The 17,311-nt window shown below is 73.1% G+C and carries 15 protein-coding genes; 10 read left to right on the top strand and 5 right to left on the bottom strand.

Annotated elements, in window-relative coordinates:
* The first annotated feature begins 238 nt into the window (after positions 1 to 238).
* Both ACSMXO_RS14770 and ACSMXO_RS14765 read left to right on the top strand, forming a co-directional pair.
* Positions 239 to 1,180: a nucleotidyltransferase domain-containing protein gene (locus ACSMXO_RS14770; protein ID WP_455418175.1), complete on the top strand. Its 942-nt coding sequence runs from the start codon at positions 239 to 241 to the stop codon at positions 1,178 to 1,180.
* Positions 1,177 to 2,019: a nucleotidyltransferase domain-containing protein gene (locus ACSMXO_RS14765; RefSeq protein ID WP_455418174.1), complete on the top strand. Its 843-nt coding sequence runs from the start codon at positions 1,177 to 1,179 to the stop codon at positions 2,017 to 2,019. The genes ACSMXO_RS14770 and ACSMXO_RS14765 overlap by 4 nt, the downstream gene beginning before the upstream one ends.
* Here ACSMXO_RS14765 and ACSMXO_RS14760 read toward each other — a convergent pair.
* Both ACSMXO_RS14760 and ACSMXO_RS14755 read right to left on the bottom strand, forming a co-directional pair.
* On the bottom strand, positions 2,016 to 3,116 hold the full coding sequence (locus ACSMXO_RS14760; RefSeq protein WP_455418173.1) for an SDR family oxidoreductase: 1,101 nt from the start codon (positions 3,114 to 3,116) through the stop codon (positions 2,016 to 2,018). The two genes, ACSMXO_RS14765 and ACSMXO_RS14760, sit on opposite strands and share 4 nt — an antisense overlap.
* A 75-nt stretch (positions 3,117 to 3,191) precedes the next feature.
* Complete coding sequence (locus tag ACSMXO_RS14755) at positions 3,192 to 4,106, bottom strand: hypothetical protein (RefSeq protein ID WP_455418172.1); 915 nt, start codon at positions 4,104 to 4,106, stop codon at positions 3,192 to 3,194.
* Between the two features lie 208 nt (positions 4,107 to 4,314).
* On the opposite strand from ACSMXO_RS14755, the gene ACSMXO_RS14750 reads away from it, so the two are divergent.
* From ACSMXO_RS14750 to ACSMXO_RS14720, 7 genes are all read left to right on the top strand, one after another.
* Positions 4,315 to 5,346 (top strand): helix-turn-helix domain-containing protein, encoded by a 1,032-nt coding sequence (locus tag ACSMXO_RS14750; RefSeq protein WP_455418171.1) that lies wholly within the window; start codon positions 4,315 to 4,317, stop codon positions 5,344 to 5,346.
* 227 nt (positions 5,347 to 5,573) lie between these two features.
* Positions 5,574 to 6,671 carry an SDR family oxidoreductase gene (locus ACSMXO_RS14745; RefSeq protein WP_455418170.1) on the top strand — a complete coding sequence of 366 codons (1,098 nt, stop codon included), beginning with the start codon at positions 5,574 to 5,576 and terminating at the stop codon, positions 6,669 to 6,671.
* Positions 6,668 to 8,077 carry a condensation domain-containing protein gene (locus ACSMXO_RS14740; protein ID WP_455418169.1) on the top strand — a complete coding sequence of 470 codons (1,410 nt, stop codon included), beginning with the start codon at positions 6,668 to 6,670 and terminating at the stop codon, positions 8,075 to 8,077. Before ACSMXO_RS14745 ends, ACSMXO_RS14740 begins: the two co-directional genes overlap by 4 nt.
* Positions 8,074 to 8,373 (top strand): phosphopantetheine-binding protein, encoded by a 300-nt coding sequence (locus tag ACSMXO_RS14735; RefSeq protein WP_455418168.1) that lies wholly within the window; start codon positions 8,074 to 8,076, stop codon positions 8,371 to 8,373. Before ACSMXO_RS14740 ends, ACSMXO_RS14735 begins: the two co-directional genes overlap by 4 nt.
* The gene (locus tag ACSMXO_RS14730) at positions 8,366 to 9,598 is read left to right on the top strand and encodes a cytochrome P450 (RefSeq protein ID WP_455418167.1); all 1,233 of its coding nucleotides are present in this window, start codon (positions 8,366 to 8,368) and stop codon (positions 9,596 to 9,598) included. The genes ACSMXO_RS14735 and ACSMXO_RS14730 overlap by 8 nt, the downstream gene beginning before the upstream one ends.
* Positions 9,598 to 10,899 carry a condensation domain-containing protein gene (locus tag ACSMXO_RS14725; protein WP_455418166.1) on the top strand — a complete coding sequence of 434 codons (1,302 nt, stop codon included), beginning with the start codon at positions 9,598 to 9,600 and terminating at the stop codon, positions 10,897 to 10,899. The genes ACSMXO_RS14730 and ACSMXO_RS14725 overlap by 1 nt, the downstream gene beginning before the upstream one ends.
* Positions 10,896 to 12,557, top strand: coding sequence for an amino acid adenylation domain-containing protein (locus tag ACSMXO_RS14720; RefSeq protein WP_455418165.1), 1,662 nt, complete (start codon positions 10,896 to 10,898; stop codon positions 12,555 to 12,557). Before ACSMXO_RS14725 ends, ACSMXO_RS14720 begins: the two co-directional genes overlap by 4 nt.
* 263 nt (positions 12,558 to 12,820) lie before the next feature.
* Here the strand turns inward: ACSMXO_RS14720 and ACSMXO_RS14715 are convergent, their stop codons facing one another.
* A complete protein-coding gene (locus ACSMXO_RS14715) occupies positions 12,821 to 13,000 on the bottom strand; it encodes a DUF397 domain-containing protein (protein WP_455418164.1) in 180 nt (59 codons plus the stop codon).
* On the bottom strand, positions 12,997 to 13,776 hold the full coding sequence (locus ACSMXO_RS14710) for a helix-turn-helix domain-containing protein (RefSeq protein WP_455418163.1): 780 nt from the start codon (positions 13,774 to 13,776) through the stop codon (positions 12,997 to 12,999). Before ACSMXO_RS14710 ends, ACSMXO_RS14715 begins: the two co-directional genes overlap by 4 nt.
* Positions 13,777 to 14,678: 902 nt before the next feature.
* Here ACSMXO_RS14710 and ACSMXO_RS14705 point away from each other — a divergent pair.
* Positions 14,679 to 14,909, top strand: coding sequence for a hypothetical protein (locus ACSMXO_RS14705; RefSeq protein ID WP_455418162.1), 231 nt, complete (start codon positions 14,679 to 14,681; stop codon positions 14,907 to 14,909).
* 296 nt (positions 14,910 to 15,205) lie between these two features.
* On the opposite strand, the gene ACSMXO_RS14700 is transcribed toward ACSMXO_RS14705, so the two are convergent.
* Entirely contained in the window at positions 15,206 to 17,293 is a 2,088-nt protein-coding gene (locus tag ACSMXO_RS14700; RefSeq protein ID WP_455418161.1) for an NPCBM/NEW2 domain-containing protein, read from the bottom strand.
* Between the last annotated feature and the right edge of the window lie 18 nt (positions 17,294 to 17,311).

The following is a 17,311-nucleotide window of genomic DNA, read 5'->3' as shown; positions in this document are numbered from 1 at the left end:
CGGGCTGGGCGCCGGGGCGGGCCCCACGCCGGTAGCGAGCGTACCCACTGGGCCGGCCGGGGGCCGGCATAGTCCGGCCCGGCCGGGCCGCGTGGCGAGGAACATCACCCGATTGTCGCCGCCGGGTACGACAGGAGTTGTTCGAGGGCCCCCGCCCCCCGCCTGGCACGGCTGGTGCCGGCGGTGCCGGCGTGATCTGGGATGCGGCCGGGATCTCCGGTACGGCACGATGTCCGCCATGTCCAGGCGATCAACTGCTCCCCGGTTACCCGACGGGACCCAGGTGGTGCTCCGGCAGACCGCCGCCGACCTGGCGGGAATACGGGTGCAGCGCGGCGCCACCGGCCGGGTGCTCGGCTACGACCCGGCCGACGACGGCTACCTGGTCCAGCTCAGCGACGGTCGGCGGCTGCGCAGCCCGCGCGGGCAGCTCGCGCTGCGCAAGGCGTACCAGCGGAACCTGGCGGTCGAGGCGGGGACGGCGGCGGTCGACGGCCCCGGCCTGGTCGCCCGGCACACCATCTACGCCGCGGTGGTCGGCTCCCGCGCCTTCGGACTGGCCACCGACGAGTCGGACACCGACGTCCGCGGTGTCTACGCCGCTCCCGCGACCGGCTTCTGGTCGCTGGCCAAGCCGCCCAGCCACCTGGACGGCCCCGAGCCGGAACGGTTCTCCTGGGAGGTGGAGCGCTTCTGCGAACTGGCTCTGAAGGCGAACCCGAACCTGCTGGAGGTGTTGCACTCCCGCACCGTGCTCACCGTCACCCCGGTCGGCGAGGAACTCCTGGAGCTGCGCCCGGCGTTCCTGTCCCAGCTCACCTACCAGACCTATTCCGGCTACGTGCTGAGCCAGTTCAAGAAGCTGGAGGCGGACCTGCGGCAGCGCGGCGAGCCGCGGTGGAAGCACGTCATGCACCTGCTCCGGCTGCTGATCGCCGCCGGTGACCTGCTCCGGAACGGCCGGCTGGAACTGGACGTGGGGCCGCACCGCGAACGGCTGCTGGCGGTACGCCGGGGCGAGGTCGGCTGGGCCGAGGTGGAACGGTGGCGGCTGGCCCTGCACGCCGACCTGGACGACGCCGTGACGCACACCCCGCTGCCGGCGGTGCCCGACACGGCCCGGGTCGACGCCTGGCTCTACTCGGTACGCGCCCGCAGCGCCCGGGAGGCACTCCGATGACCCACTCGGAAGCCACCCGGACCACCGGCGACACCGGCCGGACTCCGCCGGCGCCCGACCTGACCCGGCTGGAGCCGGCCGCCCTGCGTGACGTGCTGGCCGACCAGCCCTACCCGCTGCTCTTCGCCACCGTCTCCGGGGCGCACCTGTACGGCTTCCCGTCCCGGGACTCCGACGTCGACCTGCGCGGCGCGCACCTGCTGCCGGCCGCCGAGGTGGTCGGGCTGCGGCACGGGCCGGCCACGGTGGACCGGAGCTGGACCCGGGACGGGGTCGAGATCGACCTGGTCACCCACGACGCGGCGAAGTTCGGCCAGCTGCTGCTGCGGCGCAACGGCTACGTACTGGAGCAGCTCCTCTCCCCGCTCGTCGTGCTGACCGGGGAGGCGCACGCCGAACTGGTCGCGCTGGCGCCGGACTGCCTCACCCGGCACCACGCGCACCACTACCGGGGTTTCGCGCACACCCAGCGCCGGCTGTTCGACCGCACCGGGGAGCTGAAGCCGCTGCTCTACACGTTCCGGACCCTGCTCACCGGCATCCACCTGATCCGGACCGGCCGGCTGGTGGCCCACCTGCCTACCCTGGCGGCGGAGCTGCCGGAGGCGCCGGACTACCTCGGCACGCTGGTCGCGGCCAAGGCGGCCGGCGAGCACGACCTGCTCGCCGGGGTCTCCGACGCGCCCGGAGCCGACCTGCTGGACGCCGACCTCACGGCCCTACACGCCGCGCTGGACGAGGCGGGGCAGGCATCCCGGCTGCCCGAACGACCGACCGCGGAGCCGGCCCTGCACGACCTGCTGGTCCGGATCCGGCTGGCCACCGTGCCCTCGGCTTAGTCCTCCGAGCCGGCCGGGACCAGGTCGCGGATCCGGTACGTCTCGACCAGGCGGTCGTGCAGCGCGTCCAGCCGGGCGTCGACCCGCTGCCGCGCCGGGTCGGCGTCGTACCAGGCGACGATCTCCCGGGCGCCCTGCGCGAAGGGCACGGTCGCCACGAAGTCCGGTACCAGCCGGCGCAGCTTGGTGTTGTCGAAGACCATCGAGTGCGTCTTGTCGCCGAGCAGCGCGGCACCCCACTCGGGATCGGCCGCCGCGATCGCGTCCGACGGCACGTGCACGATCCGGGCCGGTACGCCGGCCGCCGCCGCCAGCGCCTCGGCGATCTGGTTCCAGGTGAGCGCCTCGTCGGAGGTGATGTGGAAGACGTCGCCGATCGCGGCGGGATGCCCGAGCAGCGGTACGAATCCCCGGGCGAAGTCCGTGTGGTGGGTGAGCGTCCACAGTGACGTGCCGTCGCCGTGTACGACGATCTCCCTGCCCCGGCGCATCCGGTCGACCACGGTCCAGCCGCCGTCGAACGGCACCAGGGTCCGGTCGTAGGTGTGCGACGGGCGCACGATCGTGGCCGGGAAGCCATCCTCGCGGTACGCCCGGACGAGCAGGTCCTCACAGGCGATCTTGTCCCGCGAGTATCGCCAGTAGGGGTTCCGCAGCGGTGTCGACTCCACGATCGGCAGCCGGGCCGGCGGGGTCTGGTAGGCCGACGCCGAGCTGATGAAGACGTACTGGCCGGTCCGGTCCCGGAACAGCTCCACACTGGTCCGTACGTGTGCCGGGGTGAAGGCGATCCAGTCGACCACCGCGTCGAACTCCCGAGCGCCCAGGGCGGCCCGGACCGAGTCCGGATCGCGGATGTCGGCCCGGAGCACGGTGACCCCGGCCGGCAGCGGTCGTCGGGTGGTGGTGCCCCGGTTGAGCACCGTGAGCTCGATGCCGCGCTCGACGGCGAGCCGGGAACAGGCGGAGCTGATGATCCCACTGCCGCCGACGAAGAGAACCCTGCGGGCGCTGATGCCGCCACCTCCTGTGCTCGCCGCCGACCTTCCCGGAACGATGCCGCACCGGCCACCCGGAACGCGTGTCGGTCTCGCCATCGGCGGGAGGGTGTCAGTATGGCCGCTCACCGGTCCGGGCCACAACGCGCGGAGTCGCGGCGGTGTGGAGTCCGGTCAGGCGCAGTCGAACCGGTAGTCGAACGGGCGCTCCGGGCAGGACGGGCAGACGAAGAGATAGATGCCGCCGACGTCGCCGAGCATGATCCCGGCCGGGTTCTGCACCGCCCGCCACGGGTGGTCGTCGTCGCCGTCGAACGACCAGCCGGCTATCGCGGGCCGATCCTCGACCGGAATCCACCGCTTCTCGTCGCCACGGCTGAACTCCCAGCTCGCGATGGTGAGCAGGTGGGTCATTCCCGTACCGCAGCCGCACACCGGCCAGTCCGGGCTCTGGGTCCAGCCGGGATAGCCACCGACCTTGGTCCCGGACGCCTCCGACAGGTCGTACTCGTACTGCCAGCCGGTCTGCTCCGCCACCCGGCGTACGGCGTCGTCGATCTGCCGCCACACCTCTCGCGGCAGGTCGTGGCTGGGGTATTCGACGACCCGCTCGGGATCGACCGTGCAGGGATCCGGAATCATCGCCGGGTCGGCGTCCTCGTGCGGCGTGGGCATCGTCTCGCGGCGGGCACCGACGTCCGCGCGCCGCCGCCACCGCAGATGCGGCCGGGGCGAATACCACGGTTGGTGGTCGAAGGGGCACCAGAGGAGCTGCAACAGATCGGTCCCGGCGGGAAACGGCAGGTCTGGAACGTCGGCGGCGAAGAGCTGGAGCACCGGTACCAGCGGGCCTTGCGCGGGATCGTCCGGGCCGGCGTCGAGGTGGTCCTCGGGATGCTCGCCACCGCACCCGGGCCACGGTTCGTCGGCGGGCCACAGTAGCGGCCCGCCGACCGAACTCTGCTCGACGCCGGGTGACCCCTTGCGGGGGTGCAGCCGGGTCGCCACCCGCGCGAACGGCACGACCTGCGGAAACACCTCAGCCATCTTGATCGGGCTGGCGATGGTGGTGTGTCGGGCGGCGGTCACGACCGAGGATCGTAGCCGCCGGGACCGACCGTGCGGGGGCTCTGGCCGGGCCGCACGATCACGGCCGGCCCCTGAGGCGTAACGGGGCGCACGCTAACATGTCGAGGATCGGCGATCGGTGCCGTGCCGAGGCTCCGGTCCGCACCCGTCCGCACCGGCTGCCCGTCCCGCCGGCGGCCGTGGCACCGCCCGCCGGAGGTACCTTCTGATGCCCGATGGCACCGACGACCTCGATCCCGGCAGCGCCGAGACGTCGGCCGACCTCGTCGGAATGCTCCGGCAGTTGCGCAACCGGTCGGGGTTGAGTTTTCGGCGGATCGAGCGGGTGGCCCGAGCCGCCGGTGACAACCTGCCGGCGAGCACCCTCGCCACCATGCTGGGCCGCAACACCCTGCCCCGGGAGGAGTTGGTCCGGGCGCTGACCCGGGCCTGTGGGGAATCCCCGGAGTCGGTGGACCGGTGGCTGGCGGCGCGCCGACGTCTCGCGGACGCCGCCGCGACGCCGCCGACGGCCGAACCGGCGCCAGCCGAACCGGCCAAACCGGAGCCGGCCGACCCGCCCGTTCCGGCCGACCGGCGCCCCCGCCCCGCCCTGCTGCTGCTGGCCGCCGCGACCGGTGCGGTGGTCGCGATCGCCGCCGTCCTGACCGGCTGGTGGCTGTCGCGACCGGCCGACCGGGACGGCACCGCCCGGCCGGATCCGACCGTGACCAGCCAATCCGCTCCGACCGGCGGCGACCCGGGAACCCAGGTCGCCGGCGGGCAGGGCGCGACCCGGATCCGGGTGGCGCACTCCGGGCTCTGCCTCTCCGAACGCCCGGAACGCGATGACGGACAGGTCTTCCAGGCGGACTGCGCCGGGGCGTTTCCGGTGCGGAGCCTGAGCCCGCCCACCACCGCCGCGGGTGGCGATACCAGGTATCTGATCCTGACCGACCATCCCGAGTTCAAGCTCGGCTGCATGGGCATCCGGGAGGGCAGCCGGAAGGTGGGCGCCCGGGTCGAGGACGACCACTGCGGTCAGGAGGGGGCCGGCGAGGAGTTCCACCTGGACCCGGTCGGGTCGCCCAGCCAGGGCTTCCGGCTCCGTCTCGTGCACAGCGGGCTCTGCGTCACCGTCGACGACGTCGACACCGAGTGGGCCGAAGTGGTCCAGTTGCCCTGCGATCCGGGGCACCCCGGTCAGGTGTTCCTGGTCGAACCGGCACCGCCGGAGAGCCGGCCCGCACCGCTGCCCTGACCCCGAAGCGTCGATCCGCCCGTTCGACCCGTTCGGAACGCATCCGAACAGCCTCGAACGGAGCCAGACCTGGCGTCTCCGGCCGCACCGTCCTTTGCTAACTGAAGCGGACGGGGCGCGGTCGGGGCGGTAGCCCGTGGGCAGGCTCTCCGGCCGTACACCGCGCGGCAGCAGTGGGTGCCGGTCGGCGCGGTGGCGCGATCCGACGGCCACCCCGGGAGGTACCGATGACTTCGATCCTGCTCACCGGCGCGTCCGGGGTGGTCGGTGCCGCGCTGCTGCACCGGCTGGCCGGGCACCGGGTGACCGCCCTGACCTACCGGGCGGAGGTACCCGGCCGGGCGGTACGCGGCGACGTCACCCGGCCCTGGCTCGGCCTGCACCGCAGCCGGTACGCGGAGCTGGCCTCCAGCGTCGACGTGGTACTGCACTGCGCCGGTGTCACCGACTTCACCGCGGACGACGACACGATGCGCACGCAGAACGTCCGGGGCACCGAACAGATCGTCCGGTTCGCCGCCGATGCCGGGGCGAGGCTGGTGTTCTCCTCGACCGCGTTCGTGGCCCGGCACGAGCTGGCCCGGCCGGCCCGGACCGAGGAACCGGGCGGCACGGTGGACCCCCGGCGGTACCTGGCCAGCAAGCTCGCCGCCGAGGAGGTCGTACGCCGCAGCGGCCTGCCGGCCGCGATCGCCCGGATCTCGGTGGTGATCGGCGACTCGGCCGGTGGCGAGACCAGCCGGTTCCAGGGCCTGCACAGCACCACCTCGGCGATCATGCGGAGCCTGCTGCCGGTGCTGCCGTTCAGCCCGGGCGCCACCGTCGATGTGCTGCCCCGGGACCTGGTGGCGGAGGCGCTGGTCGCCCTCGCCCTCCCCCCGACGCCGTCCACCGGGCCGGCCGCCGAGTACTGGATCACGGCGGGGGCCGCGGCGCCGACCGTGCAGCGGCTGGTGGACCTGGTCGTCGCCCGGTGCGGCGAACTCGGCCTGCCGGTGTCGCTGCCCCGGTTCGCGCCGCCGGCCATGGTGGAACGGGTCATCCGGCCGGTCTTCATCGACCCGCTGCCGGCGAAGCAGCGCCGCCGGTTCGCCAACCTGATGGCCCTGGCCAGCCTCTTCGACGGCGCCGGCCCTTTTCCGACCGGGCTGGGCACGATCCCGGGCGGGCCGCCCGCGCCGAGCGCCGCCCTGATCGAACGGGCCTTCGTCGCCTCGGTGGACTACCAGGCGCGGACCGAGGGGCTGATAACCGCTGCACAGATTCCGGAGCAAGGAGGTCTCGAGGATGGGAAACCGATGGTGCTGAAGGCGGACCCGGCATGACCGGGCCATACGTGGCGGCTGCTCCCCCGACCGAACACGACGGGATCACCGGCGCCCAGGCGCCGCTGTCGTACGCGCAGCAACTGCTGGCCGCGTTCGCGGTGCACGAGGGCGGCAGCGTGTTCGGCCCGAACTTCGTCAACTGGTGCGCACACTGGCTCACCGGACCGGTCGACGTCGACGTGCTGCGCCAGGCGCTCGACGACGTCGTACGGCGCCAGGGCGCGCTGCGTACCGTCGTGGTGCGCGAGGAGGGCTTTCCGTTCCAGCGGGTACGCCCACCCGCCCCGGTGCCGCTCACCGTGCTCGACCGGCACGAAACCGCGCCGGACGACCGGGACGCGGAGGTGGCCCGGATCACCGCCCGGGCCCTCGCCGACGGGCAGCCCAGCGACCGGGTACCGCTGCTCGCGGCGTACCTGGCCCGGTTCGGGGACGCCTCGGCACTGGTGCTGGTGATCCACCGTACGGCGGCCGACGGCTGGACGATGCAGCTCGCTATCCGGGACGTGATGGCCGCCTACGAGCGCCGACTGCGCGGCGAGCCGCCGGACCCCACCCCGCTGCCGCAGTACGTCGAGTGCGCCCTCGCCGACGGCTCGGCCGAGCGGGAGAAGCAGATCCGGGCGGCCCTGCCGTACTGGGAACGGACCCTCGGCGACCTGCCGGTGGTGGGCATCCCGGCCGACCACCCCCGCCCGCTCGACGGCACCGGCGGGGTACGCGCCCTGCACACCTTCGAGCTGTCCGACCGGACGGTGCAGGAGGTACGCCGGGCCGCCCGGGCCGCCCGGACCTCCTTCTTCACGATGCTGCTCACCGCGTACGCGCTCAGCCTCACCTGGCGGACCGGCGGCAGCGAGATCGCGATCCCGGTGCTCGGGGCCGGCCGGAGCCGGCAGCAGTGGGACACCGTCGGCTTCTTCGTCAACGGCCACGTACTGCGGCTCGGCGTGCCCGCCGAGCAGACCCTCGCGACCGTGCTCGCCCGGGCGCACCGGGCGGGGATCGCCGCGCAGACCAACGACGTACCCCTGATCCGGGTGCTGGAGGCGCTGCCGAACATCGCCGCCTCGGCCTTCGACAGCACCACCGTGGTACCGACGCCGATCCAGCTCTGCCAGCCGATCCCGGACTTCGCCGACGACCGTGCGACCGTGCGCTACCAGCGGATGAAGCTTCCGCCGGAGGTCGTCGCGGAGCAGCCGGTGATGCCGGTGGACTTCCTCTGGGTGATGGAGCCGTACACCTCGTTCGTGGTCCGGGTGATGTACAACCCCCGGATGTTCGACGAGGCCAGCGTCGCCCGGCTGGCCGAGGACTTCCAGCGGGCGCTCTGGCTGCTGGTCACCACGCCGCGGATCAGCGTCCGGACCGCCCGCGCCGCGATGGAGGTGGCACGGTGACCGCGACGGTTTCCCGGGACGAGCTGGAGATGGCCTCGGAGTACGTGCCACCGCGCACCGAGTTGGAGCGGCGGCTGATCCGGATGTGGAGCGCCAAGCTGGGTGTGGCGCCGATCGGGGTGCACGACGACTTCTTCGAACTCGGCGGCGACTCGCTGCTCGCGGCCGACCTGCAACTCGACATCGACACCGAACTCGGCGTGGAGGCGACCACCGGCACCCTGTTCCTGCTGCCCACCGTCGCCGCCCTCGCCGAGGCACTCGGCCCGCTGCGCGGGAGCGGCGGGCATGGTTGACGAACTGTCCACGATCGACCTGGCGGACCCGGGCCTGCACGCGGACGGCGACCCGCACGCGGCCTGGCGGATCCTCCGGGAACGCAGCCCGGTGCACTGGCAGCCGGTGTCCCGGCCCGGGCTCCCGGCCGACCTCGGCTTCTGGGCGGTGACCCGGTATCCGGACGTGGCCCGGGTACTCGCCGAACACGAGTCGTTCAGCTCCGAGCAGGGCACCCTGCTCAACCTGCTCGGCCGAGGCGACCCGGCCAGCGGCCAGCAACTGGCGGCCACCGACCCACCCCGGCACGACCGGATGCGGGCCCCGCTGTACCGCGCGATGAACGCCCGACCGGTGGAGGCGCACGCCGGGCGGATCCGGGCCGGCGTGACCGAACTGCTCGCCCCCGGTGCCGGCGGCGAGCCGTTCGACCTGGCCGCCGCGCTGACCGGCCTGCCGCTGGTGGCGATCGGCCCGCTGCTCGGCCTGCCGGCCGGGGACTGGCCGGAGCTGTCCCGGCTGGCGATGATGTGCACCGCCGAGGACGATCCCGACTACCAACTGCCGGCCGGCAGTGCGAGCACGCTCGACCAGGCGCACCGGGCACTCTTCGGCTACTTCTCCGAGGTGGTCCGGCAGCGGACCCGCTCGCCCGGCGACGACCTGGTCAGCCTGCTGCTCGGGATACGGACCGACGGCGAGCGGGCCCGGCCGGGCGCGGTGGTCTCCAACTGCTACAGCCTGCTACTCGGGGCCAGCGTCACGCTGCCGCACGTACCGGCCGCCGCGCTGGTCGAGCTGGCCGGCACCGACCGGTACGCCGACTGGGCCGACCGCCCCGACCTGCTCGACCCGGGGGTGGAGGAGGCGCTGCGCTGGGCGTCCCCGGCGAGCCACTTCATGCGGGTCACCCGCCGGCCGGTGTCGCTGCACGGCCGTACCATCCCGGCCGGCGCCGCGGTGGTGGCCTGGCTCGGTGCCGCAAACCGCGATCCGGCGGTCTTCGCCGATCCGGACGCCTTCGACATCCGCCGCCGGCCCAACCGGCACCTCGCGTTCGGCAGCGGCCGGCACTACTGCATCGGGTCGCACCTGGCCCGGCTCACTCTCCGGCTGCTCTTCGCCGAACTGTTCCGGATGTTCCGGTCGGTGGCGGTCGTCGGCGAGCCGGTCCGGGTCCGGTCGACATTCCTGGCGGGGATCAAGCGGCTGCCCGTGGTCGGGCAGCCACGGAGGGAGCGGTGATGACGGCGGTCGAGGAAGCGCCACTGACGTACGCGCTGGAGCTGCTGACCGAGATCGACGGATGGCTGCCCGGTCGGGTGCTGAATCCGCGGTTCCTGGTGCACGCCGCCTTCGAGGTGGACGGCCCGGTCGAGGTGCCGGTGCTGCGGGCCGCGCTGGACGACGTGGTGGCCCGGCACGGCGCGCTGCGTACCGTGCTGGTCCGGGACGCCGACGGGCGGCGGTACCAGCGGGTGCTGCCGCCGATGCCGGCCCGGCTCGCCGTCCGCGACCTCGACCCGGTGACGCCGGCCGCCGAGTTCGTCACCGAGGTCTGCGACCGGGACCACCCCGACGACTCCGCGCCGCTGCTCTGGGCACACCTCGGCCGGCGTGGCCCGCAGCGGGCGCTGCTGGTGCTGGTCGCCCAGCACGTGGCGGCGGACGCCTGGTCGATGACCGTGCTGGCAAGGGACCTCGCGGTGGCGTACACCGCCCGGCTGGCCGGGCGGGCGCCGTGGCGCGAGCCGGTCATGCAGTACACCGCGATCGCCGAGGACGACCGGTCGGCGAAGTGGCAGGCCCGGATCAGGCAGGTGCAGCCGTACTGGCGGGAGCGGCTGGCCGGGGCGACCGAATTGGGCGTACCGGCCGAGACGCCGGGGCGGCCGGGCAGCTCCGGGACGATTGCCACCGTGCACTTCACGGTGGAGGACGAGTTGCGGCGGGCGGTCACCGAGGCGGCGCGACGCGCCCGGACCACTCCGTTCAGCCTGCTGCTCACCGCCTTCACCGCCGCGATGTACCCGCCGGACGGGTCGGATCCGGGCGACGCACTGGTACCGGTGATCACCGCCGGGCGGATCCCGAGCGAGTGGGAGACGGTCGGCTTCCTGCTGAACACGCTGCTGATCCGGGTGGACCGCTCCGGCGGGCCGGACCTGGCCGAGCTGCGCCGACGGGTGGACGGGACCTGCCGGCAGGCGTACGCGAACGACATCCCGCTGCTGACCGTGCTGCGTGCCGTACCCGAGCTGTTCGAGATGCTGCCCCGCCGGGACCGGATCCTGCCGCTCTTCCAGCTCATCCCGCGTACGCCGGTGAAGCCGCCGCCCGACCCGACGGCGCTGGCGCTCACCCCGGTCGCCACCGACCGGCGGGCACCGGCGGTCATCCCCGGGCCACTGCTCTGGACGATGTACTCGGACGACTCGTTGACCGGGCTGGTCGCCTACGACACCGAGCTGTTCGGCGAGAGCTGGGTGCGGCAGCGGGTGGACACCTTCCGGCAGGCCCTGCGGACCCTGGCGGCGCCCCGGTGACGGCTCGGCGGCCGGACCTGACCGGGCCGGAGCTGGCGTACCCGGAGCACATCCTCGACCTGCTCGAACCGCGGCTGGCCGGTGCCGGGCCGGCGGTCGTCGACCGGGACGGCGGGCTCGACTATCCGGAGCTGCGTGAGTGGTCCGGCGCGGTCGCGGCGGCGCTGCGGGACCGGGGCGTACGCCGGGACGAGCCGGTGCTGGTGCACACCCGGCTGTCCCGGTGGGCGGTGGTCGGCATGCTCGGGGTGCTCCGGGCCGGCGCCCGGTACGTCGCGGTCGACGCCGCCTTTCCGCTGCGGCGGCAGCATCAGCTCGCCGGGTCCTCCGGTGCCCGGGTCGCGTTGGCGCAGCCCGGCCTGCCGCCGCTGCCGGGCCGGCACGACACGCTCGGGCTGGACGCGCTTCCCACCCCGTCCGCCGGCCCTGCGTCGACGCGCGGAACGCTCGCCTACACGTGCTTCACCAGTGGCTCGACCGGGCGCCCGAAGGGGGTGACGATCTCCACGGCCGCGCTGGCCTACTCCACCGCGGCCCGGCTCGGCTACTACCCGGAGCCGGTGACGGCGTTCCTGCTCTGCTCCTCGATCTCGTTCGACAGCTCGGTCGCCGGGATCTACTGGACGCTGGCCTGCGGCGGCACCCTGGTTGTCCCCAGCGACCGCCCCACCGACCTGGTCGCGGTCGGCCAGGCCGCGAGCCGGTACGCCGCCTCGCACCTGCTGATGGTCCCGTCGCTGTACGGCGTCGCGCTGCGCGGCGGGCTGGCCCGGCATCTCGGCTCGCTGCGTACCGTCATCGTGGCCGGAGAGTCCTGTCCGCCCGAGCTGGTCGCCCGGCACCTGGCGGCGCTGCCGCAGGCCCGCCTCTACAACGAGTACGGCCCGACCGAGTGCACGGTGTGGAGCACCGTGCACGAATGCCGGCCGGCGGACGCGGAGGGCCGGTCCGTACCGATCGGCGGCCCGATTCCGGGCACCCGGGTCTACGTCTGCGGGGAGGACGGCGGGCCGGTCCCGGCCGGCGAGATCGGTGAGCTGTGTATCGGCGGTCCCGGGCTGGCGGTCTCCCGCGACCCGGACGACGGCCCGACGGACCATACCGGCGTCGGCGACCCGGACGGCGAGCGTGCCGGCGCCAGCGCTCCGGACGGCGACAGCGCCAGCGCCCCGGACGGCGACCGTGCCGAAGGTGGCGACCGTGCCGGCCGTGCCGGAGGTGGCGACCGGTCGCCGTTCGGTGTACTGGGCGGTGAACGGGTGTACCGGACCGGTGACCTGGTGTCGGTCCGGGCCGACGGCGTGCTCGACTTCCACGGCCGGGCCGACTTCCAGCTCAAGCTCGGCGGGGTACGGGTGGAACGCGCCGAGATCGCGCACGCGCTGGGTACGGCAGACGGGGTGCGGGCGGCCGGGGTCGGGGTGGTCTCCGATCCGGAACCCGGCGGCCGGGGCGGGCGGCACCGGCTGGTCGGGTTCGTCGTGCCGGCGGCCGACCCGCTCGACCGGCGGCGGCTGCGGGAACACCTGCTCGCGCTCCTGCCGGCGGCGGCGTTGCCGGCCCGGATCGAGCTGGTGGCGGCACTGCCCCGGCTACCCAACGGCAAGATCGACAACACCGAACTCGACCGGCGGGGGCGGGCACTGCTGGCCGGATGAGCGCACAGCCTCGGGACGGCCCGCGGCCCGGTGCACCGCCACCCGTTCGGCCAGCAGGCTCACTTCGCTGGCATGAGCGGCATCTCGGGAGGGTCCGCGTCCCGGTGCACCGCCGCGCGGTCGGCATGCAGGCTCGCGTCACGCCCCGGGCCACCCGGATGCCGATCGCGGCCCTCAGTGACAGCGGGGACGCCACCGGGAACCGCGGCCACCACCCTCGCGGAGCCCGGACCGGGTTGCCGCACTGGAGGTGCGGACCCGGGTCAGTGCTGCTTCGCCAGGCTGACGAACGCCCGCCACGCGTCCGGCCCGAAGGTCAGCGTTCCGCCGTCCCGGTCCTTGGTGTCCCTGACCAGCACCCGGCCGGGGAGGTTGTCGGCCACCTCGACGCAGTTGCCGCCGTTCGTGTTGCTGCGGGTCGACTTCCGCCACTTGGGGGTCATAGCTCTTTCGCCATCCTCATTAGCAAGTCCCGAGACATGTCCCGGGGTAGTGCTACCGAGCGTATCGCGTCCCAGGCCCGCACCAACGCGGCAACCCGATCCGGGTCGGTGATCACTCCGCCCGCCGCCTGGTCTTCGAGGTATGCCACGTCGCTCCCACCTGGCAGGGACGCTAGGACCAGCGGCCCGGTTTGTCCAACATATAGACCGGCCGATCGCGGTACGACGTGCACGAAGATCAGCGGTTCCATGGACAGCTCGACCAGGCGCTCTAGCTGGTCCTTCATCAGGTCGGCGGGGCCGCGCATCAGCGCCGTCTCGTCCACGATGAACGTGCAGACCGGGGGGCGTTCACGGCTGAACACGGCCGCCTGGCGTTCCAGCCGGAGCGCTAGCTGCTCCTCCGCCTCGTCGCCGTTGAGGAGCCCGGCCCGCAGGACCGCCCGCGCGTACGCTTCCGTCTGGAGCAAGCCGGGCACGAAGTTCGGTTCGTGACCCCGCAGCGAGGTGGCTTCACGCTCGATCTCCGGCCACGGCTGGAACCACTCGGGCGCCCCGCCCTTCCGCGCCCTGGCGGCCAACTTCTGCACAAGTTCGCCGGACTCCAGCACTTCGTCCAGTTGCGCTGCCGTGTCCGGCATCGGCACCAGCCGACCCGTTTCAAACTTGGCAATCAATGAGGTACTGACGCACAAGCGTCCCGCCACCTGCTCTTGCGTCATGCCCCGAGATCCCCGCAAGAACTTCAGGATCAATGGAAGATCGCTGTTACTCACTATTCCCGACCTTTCCTGTCAGCCGTCCGCGCCTGAGTGTCCGGTGCTCCACGCCCCCCATCTTTCGCTGAGCTGGGCCGACAGTCCAGGGTGGAGGGCAGACGGAAAAGCCATTACAGCGCCCCGCTTCACCATGCCGGAGGCGTGGCCCGCAAGATCCGCCCCGATGGTGGGTCGTCTTTCCGTCAAACGGGGGGCGGTCGCTCGTACGGCACGCGGGCGCCGCCCCCATTCCTGTTGTTTACCGGAACGGGAGAGCAAAAGAATGAGACAGGTACGAGGGAGCAGACTTCGCCATCGTCGGGCCTGGTGGCGCTTGTGGCGGTATTGAACCTTTTTCAACCTGGACCGCGCGGCGCTCACGCACCGCGTCCGACCTTGCGGTCCGCCGGACCGCAAGGGGAGGTTGAAAAAGGTTCATTGCTGGTGTGGACACCGATGGATCTGCCCCGACTCGGATCCCGGCGTGTGCTCCTACTACCCCCGGCGGGGTAGCAGGAGCACACGATCGGCGGGTGCCGACACCGCACCCGCCGAGAGTGCGTCCCTGACGGACGCCGAGTTCCGCCGGGCGGTCCGGGTCGCCACGACCGATGTCAGGATCGCCCGGGAAGCACGGGCCGGGCACGAAGAAGCGCCGCCACCGCCGCTCCCGGCACCCCCGCGGCCGGAGGAGTCGCCGCGCCCGTGGGTCGACTTCCCCGACTTCCGCAATGCGGGCCGGTATGACGGGTGGAACGGGCCGACCCGGGCGCACCTGGCCAACGGCCGGGTGGGCGGCCTGACTCCAGCCCAGCAGCACCGAGCCCAGCAGCACCGAGCCCGGCACGCCGAGCGGATGTAGACCCGTGATCGGGCCATGGGGGCGATGGGAGCGGCATGTCGCCCGACGGCGGGCGCGGGTGCACGAGCGCCAGGCGGCCGGGCAGCACCTCCCCACAGACAGGTACGCCTGTCGAGACTGCGAACACGACTGGCCCTGTCCGGATGCCCGCCTGGCCCTGCTGATCGGGTTCGACGGTGACCGGGTGGGGCTGATGACGCACCTCGCCCGCGCCCTGGAAGCGCTGCCCGACCGGCATCCCGCACTGATTGTCGGCCAGATCATCTACTGGGTTCCGCGCCGACGATGACCAGCTTGCCTCATCACCCAACACCCACCCCGGGCCGCCAGTTCTTCCCCCGTAGCGGTGGCGGCCCGGGGTGGGCCGGTGTCCTGACCGGAACGCCCCGGCCGGGCGCGCTGGTCGAATGGTCCGCCGGGCCGGTCGATTCCACCCCTCACCGGTTGGAGTCCACCGTGATCAGTCCGACCGCGCCCGACAACCGGCCCAGAGCAGCCGCCCGAAGAGCGGCACCGGCTCTCGCCACCGGACGGTCCGGACCCGGATGGCGGTACCACCCGGGCCCGGACCGTCCGTCGTCGGTGTCAGCAGGTGGCGGTCAGGCCCGCCCAGTCGGCGCGGTCGTTGTAGCCGCCGTCGCCCGCGTCGCCGACCACCAGGTCGAGGACCCGTACCCCGGTCAGGTCGACGTCGACCTGGCGCGGGTCGTCCCGGGTCAGCACGCCGCTGTCGTACCGGACCTGGCCGTCGCCGATCACCTGGAAGGTCGCCGTCGCTCCCTCGGATCCGACGTTGCGGACCGCGTCGTCCAGCCCGACCAGCGCGGAGAGCCGGGTGCACCGGCCACCGAGGTAGTAGCGGACCGTGGAGGGCGAGGCGACGCCGATCCCGGTCGGGTAGACCTGGCCGACCACGCTGATCGGGGAGCCGCCACCGACGCTGGCGTCGACCGTCGGGCTCATCCAACCGCTGGTGGCGCTGATCCAGTCGTGGTGCGAGAGCACGACCTCACCGTCCGGCGGCGCCGGGGCGACCGTCAGGGTGCCGACCGTCGCCTGCCGCAACCGGCCGTGCCCGGGCACCTGGTAGGAGGTGGTCGCGGTCAGGCTGGCGGCACCGGGGGCAGCACCGGCCGGCAGGGTCACCGTGAAGCCGAAGGTGCTGCTCTGCCCGGCGGCTAGCAGCGGTACCGTCGACGGGCCCTGCGGCCGGACCGTCCAGCCGGCGGGTGCCGCCAGGGTCACCTGCGGCATCAGCACCGGCAACAGGCCGTCGTTGCGGACGGCGACCTCGACCCGGGCCTGGTCCCCGCCGGCGGCGACCGGCGCCGAACCGTCCGGCGTGGCGACGCCGCCGACCTGGGTCACCTGCGGCAGGCCGGCGGTGACGTGCGGTACGCCCGGCAGCCCCCGGTGCGTCCCGACCCGGAACAGCGCCGCGCCGTGCGCCGGCACCGCCGCGCTGATCGTGCCGGCGCTCTCGGTGACCTGGTTCGTCCAGGCGTTCTCGACCGTGAACCGGTCGCCGGTCAGGCCGACCGCCTTCGCCGTGGTGGTCAGGGTCTTCGGGCTGTCGCCCCGGTTCAGCAGCACCACCGCCCGGTCACCGTCGGCGAGCCGCTTGACCCAGGTCTCCGTGCTGCCGGCCGGGCCGACCCGGACCGCCTGCACCCCGGCCGGGTCCTGGTTGATCGCCAGCACCTCCGGGTCGGTGAGGATCTCCACCGAGGTCTGGCTGATCTTGCGTACGTCGCTGGCGATCACCAGCGGCGCGGCGGCCACGGTCCAGAGGGTCATCTGGGTCCGGAACTCCTCGTCGGTCATCCCGAGTTCCGGCCCGAGGTAGTCCGGGTCGTTGAAGTGCCCCGGTCCGGCGACCTCCGGATGCCGCGCGTTCGCGTCGAAGTTGCGCAGCACGTCCTTGTACTTGACCTCGCCGACGAAGCCCACGTCGGTGTACGTCCGCCAGGACTGCGCGATCGCCGGCGCGTAGCTCCAGGAGTACGTCGACTGCTGCTCCTCCGGGTAGTTGCCCCAGTCCGGGGAGGTCACCGGGTTGCAGAGGTTGAAGATGATCGGCCGCTTGCTGGCGTTGTTGCGCAGCGCGGCGGCGAACTCCGTGTAGACGGTCTTCGGGTCCAGGTCGGCGGCGATCCCGCAGAGGTAGTCCACCTTGACCGCGTCGAACTCCCAGGCGGCGAACTGGTCCGCGTCGCGCTGGTAGTAGCCGTGGCTGCCGAGCCCGCACTTACCTGGGATGTACGGCCCGGCGTCGGTGTAGATGCCGGCCCGCAGCCCCAAGCCATGGATGTAGTCGACCAGCGGCTTCAGCCCGTTGGGGAACCGGGTCCGGTCGGCCTGGAGGTCGCCGGCCGCGGTACGCGGCTCCGGGTCCTGCCAGCCGCCGTCGAGCCAGACGATGTCGTAGCCAGCCGCGGCGAAACCCCGGTCGACCAGGGCGTCGGCAACCTGCTTCACGGACTCCTCGGAGAACTCCCCGCCGAGCCCGTAGTAGGTGTTCCAGCCCTGGTAGGGGGTGGGGCTGAGCACCTGCCCGGCGGCCGGTGCCGCGCCGAGCGGTTCGGCGGCGAGGGGCTGGGCCTGGGCGGGGACGGGTGCGACCAGCAGGCCGCCGGCGAGGGCGAGTACGCCGACGAGCGCATGTCGTCTCACATCGTTTCCTTCACTGTC

It is taken from the genome of Plantactinospora sp. DSM 117369 (genome assembly GCF_053764795.1).
The sequence above is the reverse complement of the archived record's forward strand: the minus strand, read 5'-3'. Positions and strand labels throughout refer to the sequence as shown.

Bases quoted from the DNA above. Each gene is read 5' to 3' on its own strand.
- ACSMXO_RS14745 (WP_455418170.1), top strand. From the start codon at position 5,574: ATGACTTCGATCCTGCTCACCGGCGCGTCCGGGGTGGTCGGTGCCGCG.
- ACSMXO_RS14760 (WP_455418173.1), bottom strand. From the start codon at position 3,116: ATGGCGAGACCGACACGCGTTCCGGGTGGCCGGTGCGGCATCGTTCCG.
- ACSMXO_RS14715 (WP_455418164.1), bottom strand. From the start codon at position 13,000: ATGACCCCCAAGTGGCGGAAGTCGACCCGCAGCAACACGAACGGCGGC.
- ACSMXO_RS14765 (WP_455418174.1), top strand. From the start codon at position 1,177: ATGACCCACTCGGAAGCCACCCGGACCACCGGCGACACCGGCCGGACT.
- ACSMXO_RS14730 (WP_455418167.1), top strand. From the start codon at position 8,366: ATGGTTGACGAACTGTCCACGATCGACCTGGCGGACCCGGGCCTGCAC.
- ACSMXO_RS14740 (WP_455418169.1), top strand. From the start codon at position 6,668: ATGACCGGGCCATACGTGGCGGCTGCTCCCCCGACCGAACACGACGGG.
- ACSMXO_RS14750 (WP_455418171.1), top strand. From the start codon at position 4,315: ATGCCCGATGGCACCGACGACCTCGATCCCGGCAGCGCCGAGACGTCG.
- ACSMXO_RS14770 (WP_455418175.1), top strand. From the start codon at position 239: ATGTCCAGGCGATCAACTGCTCCCCGGTTACCCGACGGGACCCAGGTG.
- ACSMXO_RS14725 (WP_455418166.1), top strand. From the start codon at position 9,598: ATGACGGCGGTCGAGGAAGCGCCACTGACGTACGCGCTGGAGCTGCTG.